Below are 25115 nucleotides of genomic sequence, written 5' to 3'. Positions count from 1 at the left end.
GGGAGGCATGCACGATGAGCACCGCTGAGATGACCACGGCCGAGATCATCGAACGGTTCGGTGATGATGAGACCGCCGCGGTCTACATCTCCAAGAGCACCAACCTGATCTTGTGCCGTCAGCCGAAGGACGAGGAGATCAACTCGCTTCGGCAGATCGTCGCTACGCAGAAGTCGGTGAAGTACAGCTTTGCGCCGACGGGGACGCTCGTCGTGCACACCGGGCAGGACATGATCCCGGACGGGCCCGGTGGGGAGATGCAGGACGCGATCGCGTGGCTGGACTCGCACGTCAACCTGAACACGACGTTCGTGCGTGAGGGCCACGAGCCTGACCGTGCGCTGCCGACCGAGAAGGACTTCCTCGCTGGGGTGAACCGGGCGCTGGTCGCGCGCGACGTGGTGGCGTTGCAGGAGGCGCTCGCCGAGGAGCAGGGCACCCACAATCGCAAGGTGCTCGTGGACTCGGTCGTGTCGGCGCTTGGCGCGCTCCGGGACGCCGGTGTCGACACGGACGTGCAGCGGCCGGAGCGTGCCGAGATGGTCGCGTTGGCGCTGAGCCTCGGGCTCGAGGTCACGGCCGAGACGACCGACGAGCAGCTGAGCGCGGCGCTCGAGCTGGCGACCGCGCCGGACGCGCCCGCGGAGTAGGAGCGGGCGGTGCTGTTCGAGGACATCGTCAACGCGGTCGTGACCCAGGGCGGGTTCGACACCGCGTCTGATGATGTCTCGACGGCGACTGTGCAGGGCTGGGTGAACGAGGTGTACAAGGAGGTCGTCGCCGAGTCGAAGTGGATGATGGCCGTGGAGACGCTTGCGGTGACCGTGGCGGGCACGGCGGCCTATGACCTGCCCGACACGGTGGTGGACGTGCTCGGGCTGGCGTTGGCGGACTCCAGCGGCAACCCGGGGGACTGGCAGCCGGTCGGGCTCGAGGATCTCTGGGCGCTTCAACGTGGCGACCTTGGCCTGAGGGGCAGCGGTGGCGTGTTCGCGCAGACCGCGAAGGCGGACAGCACGAAGCAGATCCAGTTGTTCCCGGCGCCGACGACGAGCGGTGCGCTGATCACGGCGATGGTCGCGCTGGTGCCGGCCGACCTGGTCAACGGTGTGACGCCGGCGGTCCCGGCTGATGTGCACGGCCGGTTGATCGATGCGGCGATCGCGTTGGCGTTGCTGCGGATCGAGAAGCGGCCGGATCTCGCTCAGCCGTTGGATGCTCGCAAGCAGGAGATCAAGGACATCCTCGTGCGGCGTCGGAACTCGCGGGCCGGTTCAGGGTCGACGCGGATCCGCGTGCAGGGCATCGATTTCTGATGACGAGCGGTGAGGGCGTCTTCGGGCAGTCGAGCTTCGCTGCGGGGATGGTCCGGTCCGTGGCGCGGCATCTGATCCCGGAGAACGGGCTGTACGACGCGCGGTCTGCGTTGCTCGATGATGACGGGAACGTGTACATGCGCGGGCCGACTGCGCATCTGACGTCGAACCAGTTGACGAGCGGGAACGTGCTCGCGTTGTGGGAGGGCGTGTTCGCGGTCGGCCGTCGCACGATCGGTGCGGGATCGGGCAGCGTCGGCGTGATGGGGCCGGGGGACACGGCGTGGCGGGAGCTCGGTGTGAGTGTGCTGCTCGGGTTCGGTGGTGGGCTTGCGCCGCAGCAGGGCGAGTACATGTTCGTGCCGGGTCCGCTTGGGGCGATTCAGCTCTACGCGGGTGGGTTGAAGACCACGGGCACGTCGGCGGGGACTGCGGCCTTCACGAAGGGGTCGGCGGCGGTGACGGGGACGGGCACGCTGTGGGCGAGCACGCTGGAGCCGGGGTCGCTGGTCTTCTCGTTTGAGACGGGGAACAAGTTCGTCGGTGTCGTGCAGACGGTGAACTCGAACACGTCGCTGACGTTGGTGTCGCCGTGGCGTGGGTTGACGACTGCGGGGAACTCGTATGCGGCGGGGCCGATGCTCGGCTATCCGTTGACGGGGATCGGCGCGAGTCCGTTCACGGCGGTGACCGTGTGCGGTGGCCGGGTGCTGTGGGCGATGGGCAAGAAGTTGATGATGTCGAAGACGGTGGATCCGGACACGGGCGAGTCGCGGCTGTTCGAGCAGGACGCGACGGACTTCCATGAGTTCTCGGCTGACATCGTGGGGTTGGCGACGCTTCGCGATCGGGTCTTTGTGTTCACGAAGGCGGGTATCTCGCTGGTGTCGAATGTGGCGCTGGAGATCGTGGACCCGTTCGGGAACGCGCAGCATCGTGTGGAGCGCGTGTCGGGGGACGTGATTCTGCGTTCGCAGGGCGGGATGACGGCGTGGCGGGACCAGATGGTGGTTGCTGCTGTCGACGGGGTGTATCTGCTTGATTCGATCGGCGGCTTGCGGTTGGTGTCGCGGTCGATCACGCCGTTGTGGCAGAGCTTCATGAAGGCTGGGAGCGCGGTGGGGCAGATCGCGACGTTCCGTGATCACGTGTTGGTGCCGGCGGGTGGGCAGGTGCTCGTGGGTCGGTTGGATCGGACGGTGAAGACGCCTGCTGGCGATTCGTCGCCGTGGACGCGTTGGGTCGATGGTGAGGCTGGTGGCGGGGCGTCGTTCGTGGTTCAGGATCCGACGGGCTCGGCGAAGCTCGTGGCGGGGACGAACACGAATGGGTATCTCCTCGACTTGACGGGGGCGTTCATCGGGCCGGCGTTGCCGGCGACAGCTACGGCTGTTGATGCCAACGGTGCCGGGTACGGGATCTTCCTCGAGACGCGGGAGTTTCAGCCGGCGGGTGGGCGCACTGCGGCGTTGGTGCAGCGGTTGATGTTGGAGTACGAGTCGTCGGGCGGGTCGGTGGCGGTTGGTGTGTCGCGGATGCAGCGTGCGACGCCGGGGGCGGATCCGCTGTACTCGGCGCTGGCGACGGCGCCGGCGGGTAACTACCAGTCGCAGTCGCCGCGGGCGATTGCGGTGCGGGTGTCGTCGCGGCGGGTGTCGTTCACGTTTGCGACGGGTGGGTCGTGTTCGGGGTTGCGGATCCGTGGGTTTGTGGCGTCGTTTCGGCAGCGGGGCCTGTCGCGGTGACCGCGCCGGGGATCAATCCGGCCGAGTTCGATCGACGTTTGGATGAGCGGTTGGGCCCGGTTAGCCAGCTGATCGCGCAGCTTCAGAACGGCCGGATCTGGGATGAGGTTGGCGTCGGCGCCACGGATGAGACGACGATCTCGACGAGCTACACGAACCTGGCGACGGCAGGGCCGACGATCGTCGTGCCGACGTCGGGGTGGTGGCTGGTCGAGTTCTCGATTGAGTCCTTTCGCAACGATGGCGGGGCGGGCACTGACGCCTACATCTCGTTCCAGCACGGGACGACGAACAATGCGGCCGACGATGACCGGATCAGCAATGGCAGCGGGCAGTTGGTGCCGGGAAGTTGCCAGCGGGTGTTCAAGCTGGTCGCGGGAGACACGTTGCAGGTCAAGTACCGGGTGTCGGGCAGCACCGGCCGGTTCCGCGGTAAGCGGACGCTCGCGGCGCGGCCGATCGCGGATCCGTCGTAACCTGCCCCGTCCGCAGGTCACGGCATCCTTCGGGCCGTGGCTACCGCGACGAAGAACAAGACGGCTTGGGCTGGTGGCATGGGGACTTCGTTGGCGACGAACGTGAGTCCTGCGACCACGAAGCCGCCGACGTTCACGGCGACGCCGACGACCGTTACGCCGCCGGCCGGGTACTACGACCCGGCGCTTGATGCGCAGGGCCGGGCCAGCGGTCGCGGGTTGGACCAGCTGCTGCAAGATCTCGGGAAGGCCGGGACGCGAGCGGACGATCAGCTGCGGATCGATAAGGGGCAGATCACCCAAGGGCGTGACTGGTCGCTGGCGGATCTCCTGACGGGGAAGAACCGGGAGGGCGAGGACTATTCGACGGCGACGAACGACCTCAGTACGTCGTTCAAGCGGCTGGCGTCGTCGCAGGCCGGGAACGCGTTGCAGGCCGGTGTAGGGGAGGGCGGGACGTTCGCGGCGGCGAAGGCTGCACGTGACACGAACCAGGCGCATGACCAGTCGGGGTTGGACACGCAGCACACGCGGTTCGGGGAGGACTACTCGACGCAGACGGGTCGTGTGAAGACGTCGTCGCAGCAGCAGCTTGACGACGCGGATCGGCTGTACGGCTACGGGGTCGTGGACCGGGCGGACACGGGGCAGCGCGCGACGAACGAGAACACGTTCTTCGGGCAGGATCTCGGGGCGCAGAAGCAGTACCAGGCTGGGCAGCAGGGGTGGGTGGCGCCGGGGACGAAGCTGCCGACGCTCGAGGACTACTTGTCGACGACGAAGCGGAAGCCGGGGACGTCGATCACGGGCGCGACCTCGTACGTGCCGGCGCAGTACTACTAGGAGAACTCGATGGCGACGAAGACGAAGAAGTCGAGCAAGTACCAGTCGCAGATCGACTCGGAGACGGAGCTTCGCTATGGGCCGCAGTTGGACGCGCTCGCATCGTTGCTGTCGAACGCGCAGGGGGATCGTAATCAGGCGTTGTCGGTGAACGCGTCGACGGCGCAGGCGTTGAGCAACGCAGCGCGGATCGCGCAGCCGGAGGTCAAGCAGGCGAACCAGGACTACCTGTCGCAGTTGCTGGCGGCGAAGGGGACGCTTGGGCAGGACACTGCGGCGTGGGCGGGGTCGGGGGATCCGTTCAAGGAGGCGTCGGCGCGGGACATGGCGAACGCGCAGGTGCGTGCGGCGGAGACGACGAAGGCGTCGAGTGATGAGTTGACGCAGCGTGGGTTGGATGCGCGGGCTGGTGCTGTGGCGGGTGCGCGTGCGATCGGTGATCGGTATGCGGGGCAGGCGGGGCAGATCTCGGATCAGGCGCAGTCGTTGACGGGGCAGTCGGGTGCGTTCGCGTCGTCGCGGCTGGCGGAGCTCTTGGGTGATGATGCGAAGACGGCGCATGACACGGCGCAGGCGCGGGCGGATCGGCGGACCTCGAGCACGAACGCGGCGAACCAGAACGCGACGACATTGGCGGCGGCCGGGGTGAACCCGGACGGCACGATCATCCCCGGCGGGAAGTCCGACCCGAAGGTGAAGGACAAGACGAAGGTGAAGTGGCAGACGCCGCAGGCTGCGGGGAAGGCGTCGGACTCGATCGCGGCGGCGCAGGCTGCGGCGGCGAAGCTGAAGGCGGCGGGGCGGTCGCGGTCGGAGATCGCGAAGCTGTTGGTCGGTGGGCGGCCGACGCAGAGCGTGCAGGATCCGAACACGGGTGCTATCTCGACGGTGCCCGGTGTCGCGAAGGTGCCGCAGCTGTACGCGTCGGTGGCGCTCGACCTTGTGTGGGATCAGCACGTGTCGGCGCGGAACGTCGCGCTCCTGCACAAGCGTCGGTACAAGATCAGCGATCTCGGGTTGCCGACGCAGCCGCCGAAGAGCGCGACGACGACGGTGACGCCGGGTTCGTCGAGCACGGGTGGTTTGCCGATGGGTCCGCTTGGGCCTGTGTCGATCGGCTAGGCCGTGAAGGAGATCGAGACGGGTGGTGGCTCGGGGTCACCTGCGAAGCGGCGTCAGAAGCCGCGGAAGGCGTCTCCGAGGGGGCCGGTGGGTGTTCGTGCGCCGGGGCCGGTGGGGGTGTTTGCGGATACGACGCCGCGGGCGCCGCGGATCGCTCCGGCTCGTGCGCCGGCGAAGACGCCGGCGCAGCGGCGGCAGAGCGAGGTTCGTGACACGAAGGGTGCGGCTGATGTGGCGCGGGGGCGTCCGGCGTCGGATCGGGCGATCGGGACGGCGCGGCGCCGCTACTCCGAGGTCAAGGACACGAAGGGCGATTCGGATCGGCTGTCGGAGAAGGATCGGCAGAAGATCGTCAGCTCGGCGATGGACAAGATCGCCGAGCACGTGGTCAAGAACCAGCGGTTCGAGGGTCACGGTCCGGAGGGCGGTTACACGCCGGATCATCCGTTGGTGAAGAACTTGGTTCGGGCTGGTCGGATCAAGGTGTTCAGTGGTGGGTTGGGGACGGGCGACGCGTATGGGAGCGCGGGTCCGGTTGGTGCCGGGGTGTTGAAGGTGTTGGACTTCACGGCGCGGCCGGGGCATGCGATCGCTGGGGCGGCGGATGCGTTGGTGGAGGGCAAGGGTGCGGGGGCGGCGCATCATGCGGCGACGCGCGGGATCGAGGGCAAGGACCGCGCGTTGTTCTCGGACGTGTTGAAGCATGCGGGGGCGCCGAAGGCGGTGCAGGGTGTCGGCGGGTTCGCGCTCGATGTTGCGGCGGATCCGACGACCTATGTGACGTTCGGTGCCGGTGGGGTTGCGAGCCATGCTGCGGAGAAGGCGGCTGCGGACACGGCGAAGCGTGCAGCGGCTGCGGGGTTTGGCGAGGAGGCGGCGAAGACCGCGGCGCGCGAGGCTGTGCGCGCGGCGAAGAAGGCGGGCAAGTCGGCGGATGAGGCGGCGTCGGCTGGTCGGGAGGCTGCGCGGCGGGCGCGTGAGCAGGCGGTGCGGCAGGTGACGGAGCGTGCGGCGAAGCGTGCGACGGTCGCGGCGCCGAAGGGCAGTGGCGCGACGGTCCGGTTCGGTGGTCGTGAGGTTCCGGGGGTGCGGCGTGGGTCGGCGGCGGTTGGACGCGGCGCGGGCAAGGTCGCCGGGGCTGCGGGTCGTGCACCTGGTGCTGGTCGGGTGGCGGCGCGGGGGCAGCAGGCGGCTGGGGGTGCGCGGGAGCTGGTGCGTGAGGTGCGGCCGACGATCGCGCCGGCCGGGGTGGACAGCCAGGCGTTCGAGGGTGCGCGTCGTGCTGCCCGGCAGGCGCGTGCGGCGACGAACCATGCCGACCGCGAGAACCAGGCGTTCGCGCGGGCGTTGCACAAGGACATCGGGGCGGCCAACTACGAGAAGGTGATCCGCGCGATCGAGACGCGGACCGTGTCGAAGTTGCCGGCGGAGCTGCACAGCGCCGCGGTGGTGCTGCGGTCGCGGTTCCGGCATGCGAAGACGGTGCGTAAACACGCGGGGCTGGGCGAGGGCACGATCCGCGACTACTTCCCGCATGCGCGGCAGGACGTGCTCGAGCAGGGTCTTGGGATCAGCGATCAGGCCGTGGAGGGTGTGCAGGCGCGCCGTGGTGCGGGTGGTCGGACGGTGACGCGGCCGGGGTCTGCGGCGACGCGTAGCGATCGTCGCGGGATCCATGAGATCAACCCGGAGCGGGTGGCTGAGGGGAAGGAGCCGTTCAGCACGAACGTGCCGTTGGTGGCGTTGAACTACCTCACGGAGACGGCGCGGACTGCGGCGAAGTCTGACTTCCTGAAGGCGATGGCGAAGACGGGGCGGGCCGTGAAGCCGGGGCAGGGGACGTTGCATCTGAAGGACGGGGAGGCCGTGTACCGGCTGGGGTTCGAGCCGGGGTCGAAGACCTCGACGCATCTCGCGGATTCGAAGGCCGGTGGCGAGGTTGTGCTGCGGTCGGGCGCGGGCCGTGGCCGGTTCGGGTTGCGGGAGGTCGACGAGTCTGAGTTGCAGCGGGTGCTGGGGCACAAGCCGGGCGACGCGGGTGCGCCGCAGGGTCAGTACGTGGTGTTGGATCGTGGGGTCGTGGAGGACACGTTGGCGTCGACGCAGCCGGCGCGGGCGAAGCACAAGTCGGGGCAGTTGGTGGACAAGGCGACGGGTGGGTTCAAGCGGGTCGCGACTGCGACGCCGGGGTTCCATGTGCGCAACGCGATCGGTGACGCGCAGATGGGGTTCTTGGGGCAGCCGGGTGGTTCGCTTGTCCGGAACACTGGGCAGGCGTCTAAGGCGCTGCGACGCGTCTCCGAGCAGGAGCGTGAGGCCGGCAAGGTTCGCGTGACGCCGAAGAAGAGCGCGAGCACGATCAAGGTCGCTGGGCAGCGGATGCCGTTGGACGACTTCCTGGCGGGGGCGAAGAAGCACGGCGTGATCCGGTCGGGCTACGTCGGTCGTGAGCTCGAGGATCTGACGAAGGGGAAGGTCGGTGCGCCGAGCAAGGTGAAGCGCGGTACCGGGGACCGTGTGAAGCGGTGGATGCAGAACCGTGAGGATCTGTTCCGGATCGCGACCTACAAGCACGGCTTGGACAAGGGGCTGCCGGAGGCGGAGGCGGCGGATCTCGCGGCGTCGATCCACATCGACTACGGGGACCTGACGGAGACGGAGCGGCGGTATCTGCGGCGTGCGTTGCCGTTCTACACGTTCAGCGCGCGGGCGCTGCCGCTGCACGCGAAGAAGCTGATCACGAACCCGGGGAAGTACGCGACGATCGAGAAGGCCCGGGAGGAGGTCGGCAAGAGCACGGGGCTGTCGGAGGACGAGCAGCGGTCGCGGATGCAGCTGTACCAGCAGCGGCAGGCGCCGTTCGTGATCAAGATCGGCGGGCGAATCGTCGCCGTGTCCGCCCAGCTGCCGCTGACGCTGCTGAACGAGGTGCCGACGAGCACGAACCTGTCCGACTACTTGGACGAGCTGGGCCAGTTCACGGCGGGGCTGTTGAACCCGATCGTGAAGGACCCGGCGGAGATGTGGGCGAACGAGTCGGCGTTCTTCCGTCGGCCGATTGAGGACGAGCGTCGGCCGTTGGTGGCGGCTCCGTCGTGGGTGCAGCACGTGCCGAAGAAGTACTGGGCCGGGTTGGGGATCACGCCGGACTACGTGGACAAGCGCACGGGGAAGAAGACGTGGGGGTGGCGCGGGAAGGCCGACTACGTCGCAAAGGCGATTCCGGGTCCGGCCAGCCTGGTGCAGCAGTTGGCGTCACCGGGCACGAACCGTCGCGGCCAGGGCGAGACGGCGAAGTTGGTCGCCGGGCTGTCGGGTGTGCGGTTGGATCCGTTGGACGAGAACGCCGCGGCGTCGACCGAGGTCACGAATGCCTACAAGGAGCTGGCGCTGCTCAACCGGCGCGCGGGCGCGTTGAATCAGCAGGGTGTGAACGGTGATCATCCGACGCACGAGTACTTCGTGATCCGGCAGCGGATCAAGGCGTTGGACTTCCAGGTGGAGAAGTTGCAGCGGGCGCAGCAGGGGCCGCCGAAGCCCGTGGATCGCGAGACGGAGATGCTGTTGCAGGAGGCGCACCAGGCACAGCCGAAGGTCAGCGACCGTGAGCGGGACATGCTGTTGCGCGAGGCGCGGCTCGCGGCAGCAGGCTAGGGCTGTCCGGCAGCCCGCCGTGCGCGCAGCAGCGACTGTTGCTGCTCTTGGGTGAGCGGCGGTGCCGGCGTGATCGTGCCGCTCCAGGGCAGCAAGTTGCAGTGGGCCTTGTTGTAGAAGCGGTGGCAGTTCTCTACGTGCTTCTCGCCAGCGCTCCACAGGAGCGCGCCGGCGATGGTGAGGCCGATGATGGTCGCAACGGCAGGCTTCACGAGCTTCACCCGCTGAACAGTGCAGCGCGATACGCGGAGAAGCTAGGGACTCGTGCGCGTCCTGCTGTCGCCCTACGCTCTGCGCGTGGCCAACGCCCGCTCTCAACTTCTCGCGGCGATCCACAAGTACGGACCGTCCGTCGATGCGATTGCGGCGCAGTACACGAACCCGGTCACCGGTGGGCATCTTTCCGGGGAGGGCCTTCTGGCGAAGCTGTTGCAGGGGGAGAGCTCGGCGCTGAGCGACCCGGACGCAGCGGGCGGCAAGGTGTCGGGTGCTGGTGCGAAGGCGTGGGGGCAGTTCATGCCCGGGTCGCGGCAGGAGGCGATCCGGAAGTTCGGGCTTGATCCGTGGGCGTCGATCGACCAGGCCGTGCATGCGACGGAGCTGCATCTGCGCGGGAAGATCAACGGGTCGACGGGCCTTGAGGGCTACAACCCGGGCGACCCGACGTACGCGGGCTACATCTTGGGTCAGAAGGTCGGATCGCTGAAGGGCGCGCCGTCGTCCAGGCAGGCGACGACTGAGGCGGCATATCCGGAGGCTGCGCCGGTGTCGTCGGTCGCCACGTCGGACGTTCCGGATCTTGCGGGGCTGCTCGCGCAGTCGCAGGCGGCGAGTAAGCCCGAAGGTCCGGCGTCGGCGGGGGTGGCGGCCCCGTCGTTCAGTGCGGCGCCGGCGTTGCCGCAGGGGTATCAGCAGGCGCAGGGCTCGGGTGGTGGTGGGTCGCAGGGCGCGGACTTGTCGTCGTTGTTGCGGGGGGTCGCGGCGATGGAGCCGGCTCTGACGACGCAGACGTCTCAGACGACGTCTGCCCCGGATTCGACTGGCACGACGGCCGAGACGGGCTCGCAGGCGTCTCCGAGTGCGAGTACTGCTCGGTCGGGTGGGAAGGTCGTGGTCGGGGAGGCGGCGGAGCGTGCGGGGCATGGGCTGCAGAAGCCGATCTTGAGCTTCTTGCACGAGCTGTCGTCGCGGAGTGGGAGGACGGTCGAGGTCACGACTGGCACGAACCACAACCGGATGACGACGTCGGGGAACGTGTCGGACCATTGGGACGGGAACGCGGCGGATCTCGGGGTGGGCGGTGATGCGCGGCAGGACGGCGCGGCGGGGAAGAAGGGTGACTTGATCGCGGCGCACGCGTTGCAGGTGGCGTACGGGGAGGCGGGCAAGAAGGTGTCGTTCGCGGATGCGTATGCGCAGGCGCGGAAGGGTGGCTTGTGGAACATCGAGACGCCGAAGGGCCGTGTGCAGATCATCTGGCGGTCGCTGGTGGGCGGTAACCACTACAACCACGTGCACACCGGGCTCAACCCCGGTCGCTGATGGGGCTCCTTGAAGGGAAGGCGATGGGGCTCGCGTGGGTCGGGCTCGCGGCGGTGATCGCTGCGTTTGCGTCGTTGCCGGCGTTGATGCAGGACTTGGTGTTGGCGGCGGCGGCGCTTGGGGCGTTGCGGTTCATCGGCGGGACGGTGCGTGGTGGTGCGGCGCGGGCGCGTGAGATTCACCTCGCGGTGACGTCTGATCTGCCTGAGCGGATGGAGCGGCAGGAGGCGCAGATGGTGCGGGTGAACGATCGGTTGGACGCGGGGCAGTTGCGGTTCGTGGCGATAGAGGCGACGTTGGACGTGTTCGCGACGTCGGAGCGTGCGGCGGTGCGGGGGGCGTTGGAGGCGACGCAGCGTCCGCGGTCGGCGCGTGCGACCGATCCGGGGATCCGGACGGGGTGGCGCGAGTAGGGCGTTTGTGTCCGGTGATCGTCCTACGGTCGCCCGCATGAACACGCCCTTGATGAAGAAGCTGGTGGCCGTTGTCGTGGCCTTGCTCGCGGTGCTCGGCGGCACGGTCCTGGTGATCGACACGGACGGTCCGGGCCCGCGGCCGGCGCACACGGTCACGATCCCGAGTCATCTACCGGGGCCGCTGACGGCGGCTGTCGACTCGGGTGACGCAGACCGGCTGCCCGACACGACGGTGACTGCACCGGCGGTCGTCGTGGCGCAGGCCAAGACGGGTGAGGTCGGCGAGGATCTTCGCGCCGAGAACCCGACTGCTGGCAACGTGGCTGCGCAGGATCAGGCCGCGCACGACGATCAGCTGCCATTGGTCGGTGCCGATGCTGCGCCTTCGCAGCGGGGTTGTCTGTCGCGGTTCGTGGTGAACTACAGCTCGCGCCGTGGCGTCGCGCCGCGTCTGCTCGAGCTGCACGAGACCGTCAGCCGCAACGTGCCCGGCTGGGCTGATGTCAACGCGATCGGCGTCCAGTTCAACCAGCCGCGTTCGCAGGCGAGCTCGACGTACACGCTCGACCGTGAGGCCCACTGTCTCTATCTGGTGCGGGAGAGCGACAAGCCGTGGACACAGGCGGCGGCCAACCCGTGGTCGATCAGCTTCGAGATCATCAACACGGCGACTCCGTCCGATCGCAATCTGATCGATGGTCCCGGCCGGAAGCTGTTGCTCGGGATCCTCAATGACGCGTCGAAGCGGTGGGACATCCCGTTGCGTTCCGCGCGCACCCGGAGCTGCACGCCGTTGCGGGCGGGGATCAGCGATCACAGCGAGCTGGGTCCGTGTGGTGGCGGTCACGTGGATACGGCTCCGTGGCGTGGTGGTTCCCGGCCTGGCCAGGTCCCGCGTGGTGCGGTGCGGGCGCTGGTGGTCGACGCCCGCCGGTTGTGCGAGAAGCGCTACCGCGCCGCGCACAAGCCGACGCCGGCGCGCTGCAAGGCGTAGGAGTCGCTTCGCGGGTCCCGGCGTCGCTATTTGCGTCGGGGCTCGCGTCGCGTGGTGTCGCTGCGTGGACGGTGTAGACGGAATTTTTCCTGTTCCGTCCGTGGTGTGGTTAGAGTGGGGCGAACATAGGACGTAGAAGTCCTACGGACGCCCTGGTGCGACACCGTGGGACATGACCCACCTGGGGAGGTGGACATGGACGAGCAGAAGAAGGACGAGCTGCACGCGCGGCTCCTCGCACAGTCGTTGCCGATCGATGACCTTGAGCAGGCGCTGCCGCATCTGCGGCGGCCGTTCTCGGCGGAGGCCGTGCGGTGGAAGGTGCAGTCGACGTGGCCGAAGGGCCCTGAGAAGAAGGGCGCGGTGATCGTCGCGTACATCGATGCGCGGCTCGTGATCGAGCGGTTGAACGCGGTGGCTGCGGCGTTCTGGACGGCGAAGTACTCGCCGACGTCGAAGCCGGACCTGATGATGTGCGAGCTGACGGTCTTCGGGACGTCGCGGATCGATGTGGGTCAGTCGTCGAAGGGGTTGTCGAAGGACTTGATCTCGGATGCGCTGAAGCGTGCGGCGGTCCAGTTCGGGGTGGGTGTGTCGGTGTACGCGTTGCCGCAGACTGCTTGGACGCTGGAGGCGGCGGGCGGTGCGTTGAAGAAGGTCGGTGGCGGGGAGAAGGCGTCGCTGGCGTTGACGCCTTCGGGGCATGCGAGCTTGAAGGCCGGCTACGTGGAGTGGTTGGAGCACACGGGGAAGCCGCACTTCGGTCCGCCGTTGGATCACGGTGATGTCGACTGGATCAGCGACATGCCGGCGGAGGCGCCGGCTGAGACGGAGTCGGAGGACGACACGGAGACGGCTACGGCTGCGCCTGACGCGTTGGACGACGCGATGGCGACGGATCTCCGTGCGCAGATCGAGGCGGCGTATCAGGAGCTGCGTGGTGTGGACCGGAAGGTGATGTTGGCCGGGGCGTTCCAGGCGGAGTTGAAGGCGGCGCAGGGGTCGCATGAGGGGTTGCGGGAGTTGTTGGTGCGGTTGCAGGACCTGATCGCGGACGCGCGCGTGAAGGTGGCGGCATGACGCGCCGGGACCGGGAGCGCAAGGCGGCGCAGCGGTGCGCGCACGCGGAGCGGCGCGATCACCGGCAGCCGGACCATCCGTTCACCGCGGATCAGCGGCGCAACGCGAGGCGGGATGAGTGGCGCAAGGTGTTGGCCGCGGTGCGGAAGGCGGCGGCATGAGTCCGCTCACCCCAGACGAACGCGCGCGGGCTGCGGAGATGCTGCGCTTCCCGGAGCGCTATGACGACCGTGAGGCTCGCGTCCTGGCCGACAAGCTGGAGGCCGAGCCCGCGGGCTACGACTACGAGAGCGTGGCCGCCGAGCGTGGAGAGGCGCTTGAGGCGGTCATCGCGGCCTCCGACGACCTGGTGCGCCATGGCGCCTTCCCCGCGGCGCTTGCGCCCGCCGTTGGCCGCGCCTGCGAGGTCATGGCGGGCGTCGAGCCGTCCCTGCTGCGCGCGGAGCGTGACGAGGCGCGGGAGGCGCTGCGCCTCGCGGTCGAGACGGTCGACGAATCGGCTCGCCAGGGGATGCCAAAGCTCCTGCCCTTCCATGTTCGTGCGATCGCGGCGGGCGTGGAGCGCACGCACGCGCTCGTGCCCGCCACTCAGCTTCAGCGACTTGCGGGCCACATCTGCGCGCGACGGACCCTGCTGAGAAGGCGCGACGCGCAGGAGCAAGTTCTTCAGGAACTCCAAGAGCTTGAACAAGCACTGCTGGCGGCAGCCCGTGGCGAGCGTGTCGACTGGCCGGGTGTGGCATGACCGCTGCGCAGATGGACACGGGCGTTCCGCACGCGTGGCACAAGCTCGACTGCCCGATGCACCAGTGGGCCGGGCAGACCGTCGCCGGCACGACACGGGTCGTGTGATGACGGGGCTGCTGTTGGTGCTCGGCGTGTACGCGGCGTTGATCGCCGCGACCGCCGTGCGATGGGAGCGACGGGCGCCGCGGGTGCGGCGCGACCTGAACGAACGACGGAGGACACGGTGAGCAGCTCGCTGTTGGACACGGCGATGGAGCAGTTCTACGCACGGATGGACTCGGCCGCGGGACCGGACAAGACGCCGCCGCCGGAGCTGAGCCTGCTCGTGCTGTCCGGGCTGGACCTGGACGTCGACGCTGCCCGTGAGCGGATGCATCAGATGGCGCACGCGATCGACGTGACGGCGCTGCTGTCCGGGGATCCGCGGTGTCAGGTGATGGCGGATGCGTTGGTGCAGGTGATGGCGATGGGTGTGCTGCACGAGCGCGCCCGGGTCGAGCAGGATCGGGTGGTGGGCCCGTGACGCTGCTGACCTACGCGGCGATCACGTCCGTGTTCGTGGGGCTGATGGTCGCGGCGGTCGTCGACGCCGCACGCCCCGACGAGCGTGACGCTGGCCGCGCCCGGCTGCTATGGCTTCGGCTGGTGTGCTGGTCGATCTGCGGTCGGGTGCGCGATGAGTGACCTCGAGCGCTTGAACCTGAAGACCTTGCCGCCCGTCCCCGCGATCGTCGGGTGGTCGGATCGGTACAGCCAGACGTTGTTGAAGAAGGCCGACACGTGCCTTCGCTCGGCGTACTTGTACGTGAAGTACAGCGGCGGGACGCCGGGGCATCAGCTCGACCGTGGCTCGCTCGCGCACCTCGTGTACAAGCGGATGACCGAGGACCTGATCGTCGCCGACGCCGAGTCCTACCTCGAGCCCGAGTTCACGCAGGACCAGCACGGGCTGCTGATCGAGGAGGACCCGGAGACGGCGGCGCGGCAGATCGCGTCGATGACCGCAACGATCGTCGATGAGGTCGCTCGCGAGCATCCGGAGCTGGTCGTGCCGCACGCCGAGATGGAGGCCGTGCGGATCATGGCCTACCACTGGGCGATCGGGGTCAAGGTCGACCCGGTGACGATCGCCGGCGTCGAGCGGAAGTTCATCCTCGACGTGGCCGGGCACGAGATCTCCGGGATCGTGGACCTCTGCACGATCGACGGGATCACGGGCGGTGTCGACGACTACAAGACGTCGTGGAATCGGCCCGAGCAGGACGACTACGAGAAGGGGTTCCAGGGCTGGTTGTACGCGCTGCTGTTGGCGTTCGGGCAACCGGTCGAGCGCGTGGCGTGCGATGCGTGCTCGGGGAAGAGGCACGTGGTCCAGGTCGGTCCGGAGAACCAGAGCGCGGAGGTGCCGTGCTCGACCTGCGGGGAGCGTGGCTCGGTCGAGGTGCGGTTGCCGGCGATCGGCGGCGGCTTGCAGCGGATCCGGACGCGGGAGCTCTACCCGCGGTTCCTGGAGACGCAGGCGGACGGGACGCTGCGTTTGCAGCAGCGGGAGAACTGGTTGACGCGGACGCAGCTTCAGGACTTCCGCCGGGACCTCGAGCGGTTGATCGCGCAGCTTGACGGTGCGCGGGAGACGGGTCTCTTCCCTGCTGTGGACGGGGGGCATTGCAACGAGTGTCCTGCTCGCTCGGAGTGTCCGTTGCCGGCGCATCTGCGGTCGTGGCATGGGGCGATCGATTCGGAGGAGAAGGCGTCGGAGGCGGCGTCGTGGGCGGACGTGATGGGGGACCGGGTGGCGAAGGTGAACGACGAGGTGAAGCGTTGGGCTGGGGAGCACGGGGGCCGTGTGCGGTACGGGGCGGACAAGGTGAAGGAGTTCAAGTCGTCGCAGTCGCGGAGTGTGCGGAAGTCGCAGGGCAAGGCGGACTGGGAGGGGCTGAAGACCGCGGTCGCGCGGGCGGCGGAGTTGGGGGAGGAGTTCGACTTCGACTACTGGGTGAAGACGGGGTCGACGAACTCGTTTCGGAAGCGCGTGTTGTCGGCCGAGGAGCTGGCGGCGGAAATGGATGGTGATGCGGACGAGCGCATGTCTCGGGCGTACGCAGTCAAGTGGGGCGATCAGATCCGGAAGGACCAGGCCAAGGAAGACGGTCGGGATCTGTCGCTGGATGAGCGATTCGGCGCGCTGCCGCCGTTCTAGGAGGTCGTGGTGAGCGAGTCGAGGAACTTGTACTTGTCGGAGATCGACGCGTTGTGCCGTGTGCTGTTGGGGCACGGGGAGGTGCGGTTGGCGCATCGGGTTCGGCACGCGGCCGCGGAGTGGGAGCACGTGTGCGCGGTGATGGTGAACAAGCCGGCGCCGACGGTTGTGCCGTTTCGGCCGGTGGGTGCGGAGCGTCGGCCGTTGGACCGGGCGTTGCTGGAGCTGCGTGGCCGGGTGGCGGCGTGACCGGCGTCGAGTTCTGGCGTGCGGTCACCGCGAACGGACGTGCGCGGTGCTGGGGTTGCGAGGTGTGGCCCGGGGACAAGGGGAAGTGCAAGCACTTGTCCATGGGGTTGCTCGATGCTCATCACGTTCTGCCGAAGCAGGTTCTGAAGCGCGAGTTCCCGTTCGGTGGGCGTTCCCGTGTCGGGGCTGGCGGAGAGCCTGTGCTGCCGTGGGAGGCGTCTCCGCGGGGCTGGGAGTCCGTGCTGGGGTGGGACACGGTCACGCTGGACGAGATCGTGTGGGATCCGCGCGATGGTGTGCCGCTCGCACGGTTCCATCACGACCAGGTGGAGCACGGTCGACTCCACATTCCGCGAGCCGTGCTCCCGGCGGCGGTCGAGGACTTCGCCGCGGAGCTCGGGCTTACGTGGCTGCTTGATCGAACCTACGGAGCGAAGGAGGCCCACCCGCCGGAGGGCAAGCGATGACCGAGGGCAAGTTCGACCTCATCGGCGAGCTTCAGGACGCCTTGCGGAGCGCCTCGGCCGCCCGTGACGCGCTCGGCGAGGCGGGCGCGGGCTTCACCCCCGGCCAGCGCGTGACCGTCAACGGGACGGCGGCGTCCGTGATCGGCTTCCGCGCCGCCGACCACCGGGTCGGCATCCAGGTCGACGGGGACCAGGACGGCCCCGTGTGGCTCGACCCGGACCTCGTCCTTGGCGATGTCCGCGACCCGGGGACGCTGGGAGAATCGCCCTCATGAGCGAGCAAATCGAAGGCGTCGAGGTCTGGCCCAACCGCATGACGACCTGCTCGACGTGTGGTGCGCGGGTCCAAGCCGGCCAGCCCTCCGAGGACTGCTGCCCAGCGATCCGCGACGCCCCCGCGCCTCAATGGGTCCGCGACTTCCACGCCAAGCACGGTGTGTGGCCCAAGGACTGGGAGTCGTCGGGTGCCTGAGATCTACCGTCCCGGCTCGTGCCCGAACTGCGGCCGCCACCGGGTCCACGGCGCGGCGATGCTCGATGAGGACGGCGTCTGCGAGAAGTGCGGCTGGGACGTTGACGGGGGCGACTACGCCTCCGTCACGCGCTCAGAGCCAGCTCCTGCTCTTGACGACCAACCCGCGCCGTCGCCGGACCACAAGAACCCGTCGCACAACCAGGAGGCCGACCGTGGCTAAGCACCCGCACGCACTGGTGGAACTGGTCGCGGCCACACTTCACACGCTCGACGGAGGCGACTCGGTCCCGACCGCAGACGTCGAGCGTGCGGAGAGCGTGTACCGGGCACGGGCAGAGATGGTCCTCGCCACCATCATCCGGTTCGCCGACGCGGAAGGGAAGCCGGTCGTGTTCGGCGACCATGCCGCTGCTCTTCTTGACGAGGTCCACGGCCGGGGTACTCAGCCGATGGCTGAGCATCCCGAGACGACTTGTCGGCGCTGCGGCGGGCCGAACGTGTCGTGGTTCGCGCCGTCGCCGCTCTGGAACGCCGTCATGCGCGGCGGATCGATCGACGGCCCGTGGGAGTTCGACGAGCTGATCTGCCCCACGTGCTTCTGCATCCTCGCCGAGGAACGCGGCATCGCGTCTACGTGGCGCGTGCACGCCGAGACGATCAACGTCGAGCTGGAGACGGTCACCCCGACCGGGCGCGTGTGGGACCCCGAGACGGACCTGTGGGTCGAGTCGAGCGTCGATCCTCCTGACGACCAGGACGCGCCGAACTAGACCTACGAGATCGGCCCCGCGGGCGCTGTAACGCCCCGGGGCCATGACCCACGGAGGAGTATCTCCATGAGCATCGTCGACTCTACGCCGGCGGCCAGCCTGACGCTGGTCGCTGGCACGACGACATCAACAAGCCCCCCCCCCGGAGGATGGGGCGCCGCGTGCGTTCGTGTTCGGCGGGCGGCGCGGGGTTCGCGAGGCGCTCGGCCTCGTTCCTGCGAAGAACGCGACCACGGACGGGTTGCGGCGTGCGATCGTGCTGCTGCGCGAGGCGGCCGACGACTTCGAGCGGGAGCTCGAGGCGCGGGCTCGGGACACGGCGCAGCGGCGTGCGGGGTTCGACCCGGACGCGGTGCTGTTCGACAAGCTCGGGCGGAAGCGGTCGCCGGCGACGATCCCGGGGTACATGGCTGGGCGGCCGGCGCCGAGCCGTGGCCGGAAGTATCCGCCCAACCCGTTCACGGTCGCGGAGATCGTCGAGCTGCTCAACCACGTCGGCGCGGTCTGCAAGAACGAGGTCTACGCGGAGCGGCTCCGTGCGCTCGTCCTGGTCCTGTGGCGGTCCGGGGTTCGGATCAGCGAGGGGCTCGGTCTGCATGAGGGCGACCTGAGCGCGGACGCCAGCAAGGTGTTCGTGCGGCGCGGCAAGGGCGGCAAGCAGCGCGAGATCGGCGTTGACGCGTGGCTGTGGCCGTTGCTGGAGCCGTGGAACCGGCTTCGTGCCGAGCTGCCGCCGGGCCCCTACTTCTGCGTCGTCGAGGGCCGCACGGCCGGCGTGGATGCGTGGGGTGCGTCGCAGGTCCGGGAGAAGTTCGCGGACTTGCAGGCCGCGGCGGGGATCCGGAAGCGGTTCCGGCCTCATCAGCTTCGGCACACGATGACGTGTGAGTTGATCTTGGAGAACAAGAACATCGTGATCGTGCAGCGTCAGCTTGGACACGCGAACCTCGCGGTGACGACGAACTACACGAACGGGTTGCCGCAGGGTGAGGTGATCGGGGCGATGCGTTCGCGGGCGATGCCGATGTTGCCGGTGTTCTCCGGCTGAACGGGGAGACGGCTCGCGCTCGGTTAGAGCGCGAGCTGCCCCTGTGCCGGGGTGATCAGCGCGTTGGGCATGAGGACGAGCGAGAGCCAGCGTTCGCCGGGGCGGACGACGCGGGCGAGGTTGCCGAACTCGTAGTGGTCCCAGTCGTCCTTGGCGAGCCAGCCGCCCGTCTCGAGGACGTCGCCGAGCGCCTTCTCGATGAAGTAGCGGTGGTTGCCCTGGTCGGGGGCGTTGTGGGTGGGGAAGCAGAGCTGGCCTTCGACAAGCACGGAGTCGAGGCCGCGGGGGAGCTGTGCGTGGATGAGCGCGGCGGTGAGCCAGACGCTCCAGTGCTTCTTCGCGTTCTGGTAGGCGAAGCGGTTCCCGGACCCGAAGAGGTTGAGGGTGGGGAGGTGGTGGTCGGGGTGCATCTTCGCTTTGTTGCACGGGTTCCCGGCCGTGTTGATGGCCTTGCAGCCCTTCATGCCTTCGGGGCAGGTGTAGGCGTGGTCGGGGCGGTGCTCGATGCGGTACATGCCGTCGTGCTCGTGGTCTGCCATTCGTAGAGCGTAGGGCGAGTGCAGGATGTTTTTCCGTCCTGTGGTCGTCCCATACTCGTCTCCCGTCAGGAAGTTTTCTTCTCTCACGGGAGGTTGTTGATGAGCACGGGAACGCTGTCGCGCGAGGCGATTGACGCGGCGCATGAGGAGGCCGGCACGGCGCCGGAGCCGGACGTCGCGGGCGAGCTGTTCGAGGACGCGGAGGGCCAGTTCGTTCTTCGGATCGGCGGCCAGTCGCCGACGACGCACAAGGTCCGGATCTACGGGGGCGCGGTCGAGATCGAGCCGCCGGAGGACGGGTTCCAGAAGGGCACGTCGTACGTGCTGCGGGTCGAGGTCGTCTGCCACAAGGTGGGGCTGACGGACGAGCGTGATTCGAAGACCGGGGATGTCGTGGGTTGCCGCGACGAGCGCGGTCTGAAGATCACGGGCGTGGCGCTCGCATGAGCCTGCTCACGGACACGCGGGTCGACGCTCGGCTGTACCAGCCGGGGCTCCCGGACGGGGACGAGGACGGCCGGCGCTCGTTCGTTGAGGCCGTGCGCGACGAGGGTCAGATCGCGGCGGTGCAGATCAACGCCTTCGAGTCGGATGGTTCGGGGGCCACGGTTCAGCTGGTGCTGGACCGTGAGGCTGGGCTGATCCTGCTGGCGCAGCTCGCGGACGCGCTCACGGCGAACGCGGTCTAGACGCGGCCGTCGTCCCTTCTCGGGGCGGCGGGTGCGTGTGGAACGCAAACCCGAGCGCATGGGGAGGTCCCAGATGAACGCTCAACAGGAACGGCCGCGTTGCGGTCAGTGCAAGTGCGTGGTCGTGTGTGCACGACGAGGGCCGTGGCATCCGCCGATGGCACGGCCGTTGATCGAGAAGCTCGGTGTGCCGTCCATGACCCGGGAGGAGTTCGACGCGGCTCAGCAGGCGCCGTTCGAGCTTCCTCAGGTGGACGCGGACGAGGCTGCGATGCACGCCTGGCAGTCGGAGGCCGTGGCGTGAGCGGCGAGGCGTCTCCGATGTGCCGTTGCGGGCACACGGCGCACTGGCACAGCCACGGCGGCACGGGCGACTGCGAGTTCAACCGCGTCTGCGGCTGCACCGCCTTCGGCGCGTCCGCTCCGGCAACGCCCGTCGTGCTGGAGATGTGGATCTGCCCGACTTGTGGGCTGACGAACAACCCGTGGCAGCATGTCTCGAAGGAGAAGTGGGACCCGACGATCCCGCCGGACCAGCTCAAGGACGAGGACTGGTGCCCGGATCGCCCCGTGAAGGTGCGGGTGTTCCGGGAGGAGGACGTCCGACCGCTCGTGGAGGCAACGCGCGCTGCAGCCGACGCTCACCCGCTCGACATCGATCAGCCGCGTCTTGCGGCGGTGTCCGGTCCGTTCCCCGCGGAGTGGGGGACGTGATGGCCGACAACCGCGTGATGGACGGTCCTGCGTGCCGGGGCTGCGGCCTCCCGAACTATCAAGGGCTCTGCCCGGTCTGCCGTGGTGACGAGGCTGAGGCGCGCGAGGAGAACATGCCCTACCCGTGGGATGACGAGCCCTATCGCGACCTGGAGGATCGGTCGTGAAGCGGTTCGATCCGAAGTGGCAGCTGCGCCGGTGCGTGCGCTGCGGGCACGAGGAGCGGTTCCCGGCCTTGTGCCCGGTGGAGTCGCTGTGCTCGTGGTGTGGCCCGGTGCGGTTCAAGGTCGGCGCGGGCTCGGGGCGGACGATGCACGTCGTCATCTGTCTGTGTGGGTGCGGGGCCGAGTTGGTGAACATGACTCGGCGGGACACGTTGTACGCGGGTCGCTCGCACTCGACTCGGGCGTGGAAGGCACGGAGCCAGTACGACGCTCGCCGTGCGGCTGAGCGGGCCTCGCAGGCGTCTCCCGCGCGGTGTTGATCTTGGACGGCATGGACGCCGTGCTGGCCCCGGCGATCGAGCAGTTGCGTGAGGTCGTCGCTGGCCTGGGGGCACGGGCGTGATCGCGGTCATGTTCGTGAAGGAAGTAGACGAGCGCGCGCTCTCGGACGGGGAGCGGATCTTTCGTCCTGAGGACGCGCTCGCCGCGGCCGCGGAGCTGTTCCGGTTCACGGAGTTCCGGAAGCTCGACCCGCGGATGCAGGACCGGGTCGGGGTCGACGTCGTGTTGCCGCGGTGGGAGGACCAGAGCGCGGGGACGCAGTGGGTGTTCATGCATCGTGCGATGGAAGCGCTGCACGGGGCGGAGGTGCAGCGCCGGCGTCCCGTGGAGGGTGCGGTGCTGGATCCGGTGCAGCCCGCGGGGGAGCTATGAGCAGCCGGTGGGACGACGACCTCGGGTTGTTGTGGTTCATCACCGCGGCGACGCGGGGCTATCACCTCGTGACGTGGCATCACGCCGTGGAGGGCGTGCAGCGCCACTGGGTTCATGTCGGGGACCTGCGGCGGTACGTCGAGCTGATCGACTGGTTGGGCCGGGGGATGGTGCCGCCGTTGGAGATCGAGGTGTCGGCGGTGCCGCGGCCTTCGCAGTCGCACGGCACGGCCGGGCTCAGCTCGGTGTTCTGGGTTCGGACGGAGGGCGGGAAGCAGCTCGAGCGCTTGGAGCGGTTCAGGCCGCGGCCGACGATCGTGTTGGAGGAGGGCGACTCGACTCGGCGCGTCGCGTTGTGGGCGCTGTCCGTGCCGATGAACTACGAGTGGGTGGTGCGCGGGAACAAGCGGTTGGCGCACGCGCTTCGTGCCCCGAAGAAGCACGCGGAGCCCGAGTTCATGTTCAACCCGCCGGGGTCGTGTTTGCGTGATGGGCGCGCGCGGCCGGTGTTGATCCGGACGGCGGAGGTGGACGAAAGCCGGGTGTACAAGCCCGGGGAGGTGGTCGGGCGTCTGAAGGACGCTCCCGACGCGGACGCGTGGAAGAAGCCGGCGCCGGCGAAGGGTCAGGGTCGGCTCGCGTGAGCAGCGTTCGCGGGTCGCTGCTGGTGCTGTGGGAGGCACCGTTCGACGGCGGGTGGTCTGAGGGCCACTGCCGGTGGTGTGGCGAGGCGATCGAGCTGCGCGACCCGAAGGACTACCGGCGCCGGCAGCGGACGATCCACTACGGCGATGAGCACGAGGCCGAGGGCTCGCCGCGCTGCTACCGCTCCTTCAACCGGTCGCGCGTCTGGAGTGCGCGCGACGCGCTGCGGATGCTCGCGCGGGAGTTCGGCGACGGCAGGCTGTGGTGCGCGACCTGCGGCGAGGTCGTTGTGCAGTGGGAGGACGACGGGCCTGACCAGACGCTCCGCGCGTGGGCGGCCGATCACGTCGTGCCCCTGGTCGACGGCGGCGCGCACGTGGTCGAGAACTTCCAGGTGCTGTGCGTGTCGTGCCACGACACGAAGACCGTTGCGGAAGCGCGGGCTCGTGCGGTGGGTCGGCGGCGTGGTGGGGCTTCGGGTCCCGAGCAGCTCACGTTGGGCTGAACGCGGGCGCTAGCCGTCTCCTGGAACGCCGAAGGGCCGCCTTGTGGGCGGCCCTTCTGCGTGTAGGACGATCTTGAGACGCTTTTACGTCCTCTGGACGCCCTACTGTCCCGAGTCGTGAGCAAGGGAAAGGTCATTGTGACTGCCGCCTCCGATGGATCCCCATCGTTGAGTGCACGGTCGCAGCACGGCGCCGCGTAAGCGGAAGCTCTCATGCACGGCCGGCTACCTACAGCCCGTCGACGCCGCGACGCGAAGTTCATCGGTGATGCTGCCTCTCCTTGGGACACGAACGGCGTGTTCGACATTGGCAGAGCGATTAGGGCCGGAACCCGTCCGGCAAGGACCAGCCCCGGGGCTGGGAACCCGCGCATAAGCGGTGGACATGGGATCGCTCGGAGAGATTGCAGCTTTCACGGTGGGGCTTCTCCCTGAAGTTAGACAGGGACGGAGTTCTCCAAGTGCTGCGACAACACCAGCGCTTCTTGGTGAGGGAAGTACCAACGTCTGTGGATGCGCGCGAGCGCGAGTAACGAGGAGATTTCGAATGAGCAATCTGGTTGACCATGCACGTCGAGAGCTGGACGTGATTCAGGCTGGGGCGGACGCCGATGAAGGTGGCCGCGATGAGATGCAGGCGGCGATCAACGAGCACCTGCTCTCGATCGTCGCGCTGTTCGCTGAGGAGGGCCACTCCGGCGGCAGCGCGGGCTACGCGATCGGGATGCTCCAGCGGCTCCTGAGCTTCGAGCCCATCACGCCGCTGACGGGCGACGACTCCGAGTGGGTGACGGTCGTCGACGGCCCGAGCGCGGGCATGGAACGGGGCCTCGAGCAGAACCTGCGGTGCAGTCACGTGTTCCGCGAGGACGGCGTGGCGTACGACATCGAGGCGGTCGTCTACCGCGAGCGCAACGGCGGCGGCTTCACCGGATGGGACTCGGCTCGGCGCGTGACGTTCCCGTACACGCCGTCGACCCGCACGGTGCCGGCGTGGCTGCGTTGGCCGGAACGCTTCGTCGCTCGCCTTCGACGCCAGCTGCGCCCATGAGCAGCGTGGATCCTGCGCGTCTGTGCTCGTGCACGTCGATGTGCTGCATGTCGACGGTCGAGGCCAAGCGCGCGGGGAAGATCTGCCGGTACCGGAATTTCGAGGTGCGGCCGGATAGCTACTTCGTGGTGGGCGGGGATCCGACGCCGCGCCGTGAACTGGCCGGTTCCGGTTCTTCGACCTCAAATGAGGGGGAGAAAGCGGCACCCGTGTTCGAGGAGCCTGAGGACTTCGCGCAGTGGTTGGGTCGGCATTGCCGGTTGGCGAAGGTGGAGGTGCCGCGTGCTGGGACGCCGCGGAGACGGCTTCTGGCCCGTGTGTTCGCCGCGCTTGCGGAGACGGGGCATGACGTGGCCGTGTTGGTTCGTGGGTTGGAGGCGGGGGAGCCTGAGCGGGCGCTCGCGTCGGCGTGGGGGTTCCTGGTCGCCGAGTTCCAGGAGGAGCAGCGCCGTGAGGAGGACGGCCCGAGCGACGACGAGATCTACAACGGGTTCGGGGTTGAGGGCGGCATCCCGTACGACACGCGCGGCGACGCCCGCGACGAGCACGACCCGACGCTATGACTTGGCCTCCGCTGACCGACGACGAAGCGCGGGTGCTGCGCATCGTGGAGCGCCAGTGTCGGCTGGGCGATCCGGTCACGACAGGCATCGTGACGCAGCAGGCCGGTCACCGTGCTGATCGTCAGCTCGCGTACTTGCTTGCGAAGGGCTACGTGGTGAAGCCGAGCAAGGGCAACTGGTTGCCGGCTCCGGGGCGTGCGGCGTGAGTTTCTGGCGTAGGTGGTGGGTGTGGCGCAGGCGTCGCCGTGTGGTGGTCGGGGTGGAGGAGCTCGGCCGTGATCGGGTGGGTCTGTGACTCGGCGACGGATCCTTGGCGAGCACTTCAAGCGCGACGGGAAGCCGAAGCGCCCGTACGAGTCGCGTGCCGCAGCCGAGGAAGCCGCGAAC

At 68.6% G+C, this 25115-nt stretch carries 34 protein-coding genes; 32 read left to right on the top strand and 2 right to left on the bottom strand.

Going from position 1 to position 25115, the window contains the following annotated elements; translation table 11 throughout:
* Nucleotides 1-14: 14 nt before the first annotated feature.
* The 7 genes from DSM104299_RS16110 to DSM104299_RS16080 all read left to right on the top strand — a co-directional run bounded on the left by DSM104299_RS16110 (nucleotide 15) and on the right by DSM104299_RS16080 (nucleotide 9156).
* A complete protein-coding gene (locus DSM104299_RS16110; RefSeq protein WP_272472656.1) occupies nucleotides 15-650 on the top strand; it encodes a hypothetical protein in 636 nt (211 codons plus the stop codon).
* 9 nt (nucleotides 651-659) lie between these two features.
* Nucleotides 660-1316, top strand: coding sequence for a phage adaptor protein (locus DSM104299_RS16105; protein WP_272472655.1), 657 nt, complete (start codon nucleotides 660-662; stop codon nucleotides 1314-1316).
* A 59-nt stretch (nucleotides 1317-1375) separates the two neighbouring features.
* The gene (locus DSM104299_RS16100) at nucleotides 1376-3061 is read left to right on the top strand and encodes a hypothetical protein (RefSeq protein ID WP_272472654.1); all 1686 of its coding nucleotides are present in this window, start codon (nucleotides 1376-1378) and stop codon (nucleotides 3059-3061) included.
* Nucleotides 3058-3537: a hypothetical protein gene (locus DSM104299_RS16095; protein WP_272472653.1), complete on the top strand. Its 480-nt coding sequence runs from the start codon at nucleotides 3058-3060 to the stop codon at nucleotides 3535-3537. Before DSM104299_RS16100 ends, DSM104299_RS16095 begins: the two co-directional genes overlap by 4 nt.
* A gap of 36 nt (nucleotides 3538-3573) precedes the next feature.
* Nucleotides 3574-4380, top strand: a complete 807-nt coding sequence (locus DSM104299_RS16090) for a hypothetical protein (RefSeq protein WP_272472652.1) — start codon at nucleotides 3574-3576, stop codon at nucleotides 4378-4380.
* A 9-nt stretch (nucleotides 4381-4389) separates the two neighbouring features.
* Nucleotides 4390-5502, top strand: a complete 1113-nt coding sequence (locus DSM104299_RS16085; RefSeq protein WP_272472651.1) for a hypothetical protein — start codon at nucleotides 4390-4392, stop codon at nucleotides 5500-5502.
* Between the two features lie 87 nt (nucleotides 5503-5589).
* A complete protein-coding gene (locus DSM104299_RS16080) occupies nucleotides 5590-9156 on the top strand; it encodes a hypothetical protein (RefSeq protein ID WP_272472650.1) in 3567 nt (1188 codons plus the stop codon).
* Here the strand turns inward: DSM104299_RS16080 and DSM104299_RS16075 are convergent.
* Nucleotides 9153-9377: a hypothetical protein gene (locus DSM104299_RS16075; RefSeq protein WP_272472649.1), complete on the bottom strand. Its 225-nt coding sequence runs from the start codon at nucleotides 9375-9377 to the stop codon at nucleotides 9153-9155. The genes DSM104299_RS16080 and DSM104299_RS16075 overlap by 4 nt on opposite strands.
* Nucleotides 9378-9453: 76 nt before the next feature.
* Here DSM104299_RS16075 and DSM104299_RS16070 point away from each other — a divergent pair, with 76 nt between their 5' ends.
* From DSM104299_RS16070 to DSM104299_RS16000, 15 genes are all read left to right on the top strand, one after another.
* Nucleotides 9454-10698, top strand: coding sequence for a hypothetical protein (locus DSM104299_RS16070; protein ID WP_272472648.1), 1245 nt, complete (start codon nucleotides 9454-9456; stop codon nucleotides 10696-10698).
* Nucleotides 10698-11111: a hypothetical protein gene (locus DSM104299_RS16065; RefSeq protein WP_272472647.1), complete on the top strand. Its 414-nt coding sequence runs from the start codon at nucleotides 10698-10700 to the stop codon at nucleotides 11109-11111. Before DSM104299_RS16070 ends, DSM104299_RS16065 begins: the two co-directional genes overlap by 1 nt.
* 37 nt (nucleotides 11112-11148) lie before the next feature.
* On the top strand, nucleotides 11149-12108 hold the full coding sequence (locus DSM104299_RS16060) for a hypothetical protein (protein ID WP_272472646.1): 960 nt from the start codon (nucleotides 11149-11151) through the stop codon (nucleotides 12106-12108).
* Nucleotides 12109-12303: 195 nt separating this feature from the next.
* Nucleotides 12304-13188, top strand: coding sequence for an RAD52 family DNA repair protein (locus tag DSM104299_RS16055; protein ID WP_272472645.1), 885 nt, complete (start codon nucleotides 12304-12306; stop codon nucleotides 13186-13188).
* Nucleotides 13185-13349 (top strand): hypothetical protein, encoded by a 165-nt coding sequence (locus tag DSM104299_RS16050; RefSeq protein ID WP_272472644.1) that lies wholly within the window; start codon nucleotides 13185-13187, stop codon nucleotides 13347-13349. The genes DSM104299_RS16055 and DSM104299_RS16050 overlap by 4 nt, the downstream gene beginning before the upstream one ends.
* Nucleotides 13346-13933, top strand: a complete 588-nt coding sequence (locus DSM104299_RS16045) for a hypothetical protein (RefSeq protein ID WP_272472643.1) — start codon at nucleotides 13346-13348, stop codon at nucleotides 13931-13933. Before DSM104299_RS16050 ends, DSM104299_RS16045 begins: the two co-directional genes overlap by 4 nt.
* Before the next feature lie 225 nt (nucleotides 13934-14158).
* Nucleotides 14159-14458, top strand: coding sequence for a hypothetical protein (locus DSM104299_RS16040; protein WP_272472642.1), 300 nt, complete (start codon nucleotides 14159-14161; stop codon nucleotides 14456-14458).
* A complete protein-coding gene (locus DSM104299_RS16035) occupies nucleotides 14455-14619 on the top strand; it encodes a hypothetical protein (protein ID WP_272472641.1) in 165 nt (54 codons plus the stop codon). Before DSM104299_RS16040 ends, DSM104299_RS16035 begins: the two co-directional genes overlap by 4 nt.
* Nucleotides 14612-16135: a PD-(D/E)XK nuclease family protein gene (locus tag DSM104299_RS16030; protein WP_272478097.1), complete on the top strand. Its 1524-nt coding sequence runs from the start codon at nucleotides 14612-14614 to the stop codon at nucleotides 16133-16135. Before DSM104299_RS16035 ends, DSM104299_RS16030 begins: the two co-directional genes overlap by 8 nt.
* 33 nt (nucleotides 16136-16168) lie before the next feature.
* Nucleotides 16169-16384: a hypothetical protein gene (locus DSM104299_RS16025; RefSeq protein WP_272472640.1), complete on the top strand. Its 216-nt coding sequence runs from the start codon at nucleotides 16169-16171 to the stop codon at nucleotides 16382-16384.
* A gap of 101 nt (nucleotides 16385-16485) precedes the next feature.
* Nucleotides 16486-16851, top strand: a complete 366-nt coding sequence (locus DSM104299_RS16020) for a hypothetical protein (RefSeq protein ID WP_272472639.1) — start codon at nucleotides 16486-16488, stop codon at nucleotides 16849-16851.
* Nucleotides 16848-17126: a hypothetical protein gene (locus tag DSM104299_RS16015; RefSeq protein WP_272472638.1), complete on the top strand. Its 279-nt coding sequence runs from the start codon at nucleotides 16848-16850 to the stop codon at nucleotides 17124-17126. Before DSM104299_RS16020 ends, DSM104299_RS16015 begins: the two co-directional genes overlap by 4 nt.
* Nucleotides 17123-17323, top strand: a complete 201-nt coding sequence (locus DSM104299_RS16010; protein ID WP_272472637.1) for a hypothetical protein — start codon at nucleotides 17123-17125, stop codon at nucleotides 17321-17323. The genes DSM104299_RS16015 and DSM104299_RS16010 overlap by 4 nt, the downstream gene beginning before the upstream one ends.
* A gap of 152 nt (nucleotides 17324-17475) precedes the next feature.
* Entirely contained in the window at nucleotides 17476-18096 is a 621-nt protein-coding gene (locus DSM104299_RS16005) for a hypothetical protein (protein WP_272472636.1), read from the top strand.
* 169 nt (nucleotides 18097-18265) lie between these two features.
* Nucleotides 18266-19144 carry a tyrosine-type recombinase/integrase gene (locus DSM104299_RS16000; RefSeq protein ID WP_272472635.1) on the top strand — a complete coding sequence of 293 codons (879 nt, stop codon included), beginning with the start codon at nucleotides 18266-18268 and terminating at the stop codon, nucleotides 19142-19144.
* Nucleotides 19145-19167: 23 nt separating this feature from the next.
* Here DSM104299_RS16000 and DSM104299_RS15995 read toward each other — a convergent pair whose 3' ends face one another.
* Nucleotides 19168-19683: a hypothetical protein gene (locus DSM104299_RS15995; protein ID WP_272472634.1), complete on the bottom strand. Its 516-nt coding sequence runs from the start codon at nucleotides 19681-19683 to the stop codon at nucleotides 19168-19170.
* Between the two features lie 99 nt (nucleotides 19684-19782).
* Here DSM104299_RS15995 and DSM104299_RS15990 point away from each other — a divergent pair, with 99 nt between their 5' ends.
* The 10 genes from DSM104299_RS15990 to DSM104299_RS15945 all read left to right on the top strand — a co-directional run bounded on the left by DSM104299_RS15990 (nucleotide 19783) and on the right by DSM104299_RS15945 (nucleotide 24934).
* Nucleotides 19783-20130, top strand: coding sequence for a hypothetical protein (locus tag DSM104299_RS15990; RefSeq protein ID WP_272472633.1), 348 nt, complete (start codon nucleotides 19783-19785; stop codon nucleotides 20128-20130).
* Entirely contained in the window at nucleotides 20127-20372 is a 246-nt protein-coding gene (locus DSM104299_RS15985; RefSeq protein ID WP_272472632.1) for a hypothetical protein, read from the top strand. Before DSM104299_RS15990 ends, DSM104299_RS15985 begins: the two co-directional genes overlap by 4 nt.
* Nucleotides 20373-20541: 169 nt before the next feature.
* Nucleotides 20542-20676, top strand: coding sequence for a hypothetical protein (locus DSM104299_RS15980; protein ID WP_272472631.1), 135 nt, complete (start codon nucleotides 20542-20544; stop codon nucleotides 20674-20676).
* On the top strand, nucleotides 20673-21086 hold the full coding sequence (locus DSM104299_RS15975; protein ID WP_272472630.1) for a hypothetical protein: 414 nt from the start codon (nucleotides 20673-20675) through the stop codon (nucleotides 21084-21086). The genes DSM104299_RS15980 and DSM104299_RS15975 overlap by 4 nt, the downstream gene beginning before the upstream one ends.
* Before the next feature lie 563 nt (nucleotides 21087-21649).
* Entirely contained in the window at nucleotides 21650-21964 is a 315-nt protein-coding gene (locus DSM104299_RS15970) for a hypothetical protein (protein ID WP_272472629.1), read from the top strand.
* A 29-nt stretch (nucleotides 21965-21993) separates the two neighbouring features.
* On the top strand, nucleotides 21994-22608 hold the full coding sequence (locus DSM104299_RS15965) for a hypothetical protein (RefSeq protein WP_272472628.1): 615 nt from the start codon (nucleotides 21994-21996) through the stop codon (nucleotides 22606-22608).
* Entirely contained in the window at nucleotides 22605-23114 is a 510-nt protein-coding gene (locus DSM104299_RS15960) for an HNH endonuclease (RefSeq protein WP_272472627.1), read from the top strand. The genes DSM104299_RS15965 and DSM104299_RS15960 overlap by 4 nt, the downstream gene beginning before the upstream one ends.
* Before the next feature lie 385 nt (nucleotides 23115-23499).
* On the top strand, nucleotides 23500-24165 hold the full coding sequence (locus DSM104299_RS29645) for a hypothetical protein (RefSeq protein ID WP_489886059.1): 666 nt from the start codon (nucleotides 23500-23502) through the stop codon (nucleotides 24163-24165).
* Nucleotides 24166-24212: 47 nt separating this feature from the next.
* On the top strand, nucleotides 24213-24728 hold the full coding sequence (locus tag DSM104299_RS15950) for a hypothetical protein (RefSeq protein ID WP_272472625.1): 516 nt from the start codon (nucleotides 24213-24215) through the stop codon (nucleotides 24726-24728).
* Nucleotides 24729-24760: 32 nt separating this feature from the next.
* Nucleotides 24761-24934 carry a hypothetical protein gene (locus DSM104299_RS15945; protein ID WP_272472624.1) on the top strand — a complete coding sequence of 58 codons (174 nt, stop codon included), beginning with the start codon at nucleotides 24761-24763 and terminating at the stop codon, nucleotides 24932-24934.
* Nucleotides 24935-25115 lie beyond the last annotated feature (181 nt).

Origin of the sequence: Baekduia alba (assembly GCF_028416635.1) — a bacterium.
Taxonomy (GTDB): domain Bacteria; phylum Actinomycetota; class Thermoleophilia; order Solirubrobacterales; family Solirubrobacteraceae; genus Baekduia; species Baekduia alba.
This window is presented reverse-complemented; position numbering and strand designations above follow the sequence as displayed.

Excerpts from the sequence above, each read along its gene's own strand:
- DSM104299_RS16030 (WP_272478097.1), top strand. The coding sequence starts at position 14,612 with ATGAGTGACCTCGAGCGCTTGAACCTGAAGACCTTGCCGCCCGTCCCC.
- DSM104299_RS15985 (WP_272472632.1), top strand. The coding sequence starts at position 20,127 with ATGAGCCTGCTCACGGACACGCGGGTCGACGCTCGGCTGTACCAGCCG.
- DSM104299_RS29645 (WP_489886059.1), top strand. The coding sequence starts at position 23,500 with ATGGGATCGCTCGGAGAGATTGCAGCTTTCACGGTGGGGCTTCTCCCT.
- DSM104299_RS16015 (WP_272472638.1), top strand. The coding sequence starts at position 16,848 with ATGACCGAGGGCAAGTTCGACCTCATCGGCGAGCTTCAGGACGCCTTG.
- DSM104299_RS15990 (WP_272472633.1), top strand. The coding sequence starts at position 19,783 with ATGAGCACGGGAACGCTGTCGCGCGAGGCGATTGACGCGGCGCATGAG.
- DSM104299_RS16060 (WP_272472646.1), top strand. The coding sequence starts at position 11,149 with ATGAACACGCCCTTGATGAAGAAGCTGGTGGCCGTTGTCGTGGCCTTG.
- DSM104299_RS16020 (WP_272472639.1), top strand. The coding sequence starts at position 16,486 with ATGGGGTTGCTCGATGCTCATCACGTTCTGCCGAAGCAGGTTCTGAAG.
- DSM104299_RS16010 (WP_272472637.1), top strand. The coding sequence starts at position 17,123 with ATGAGCGAGCAAATCGAAGGCGTCGAGGTCTGGCCCAACCGCATGACG.
- DSM104299_RS15995 (WP_272472634.1), bottom strand. The coding sequence starts at position 19,683 with ATGGCAGACCACGAGCACGACGGCATGTACCGCATCGAGCACCGCCCC.
- DSM104299_RS16085 (WP_272472651.1), top strand. The coding sequence starts at position 4,390 with ATGGCGACGAAGACGAAGAAGTCGAGCAAGTACCAGTCGCAGATCGAC.
- DSM104299_RS16045 (WP_272472643.1), top strand. The coding sequence starts at position 13,346 with ATGAGTCCGCTCACCCCAGACGAACGCGCGCGGGCTGCGGAGATGCTG.
- DSM104299_RS16065 (WP_272472647.1), top strand. The coding sequence starts at position 10,698 with ATGGGGCTCCTTGAAGGGAAGGCGATGGGGCTCGCGTGGGTCGGGCTC.
- DSM104299_RS16110 (WP_272472656.1), top strand. The coding sequence starts at position 15 with ATGAGCACCGCTGAGATGACCACGGCCGAGATCATCGAACGGTTCGGT.
- DSM104299_RS15950 (WP_272472625.1), top strand. The coding sequence starts at position 24,213 with ATGTCGACGGTCGAGGCCAAGCGCGCGGGGAAGATCTGCCGGTACCGG.
- DSM104299_RS16055 (WP_272472645.1), top strand. The coding sequence starts at position 12,304 with ATGGACGAGCAGAAGAAGGACGAGCTGCACGCGCGGCTCCTCGCACAG.
- DSM104299_RS16050 (WP_272472644.1), top strand. The coding sequence starts at position 13,185 with ATGACGCGCCGGGACCGGGAGCGCAAGGCGGCGCAGCGGTGCGCGCAC.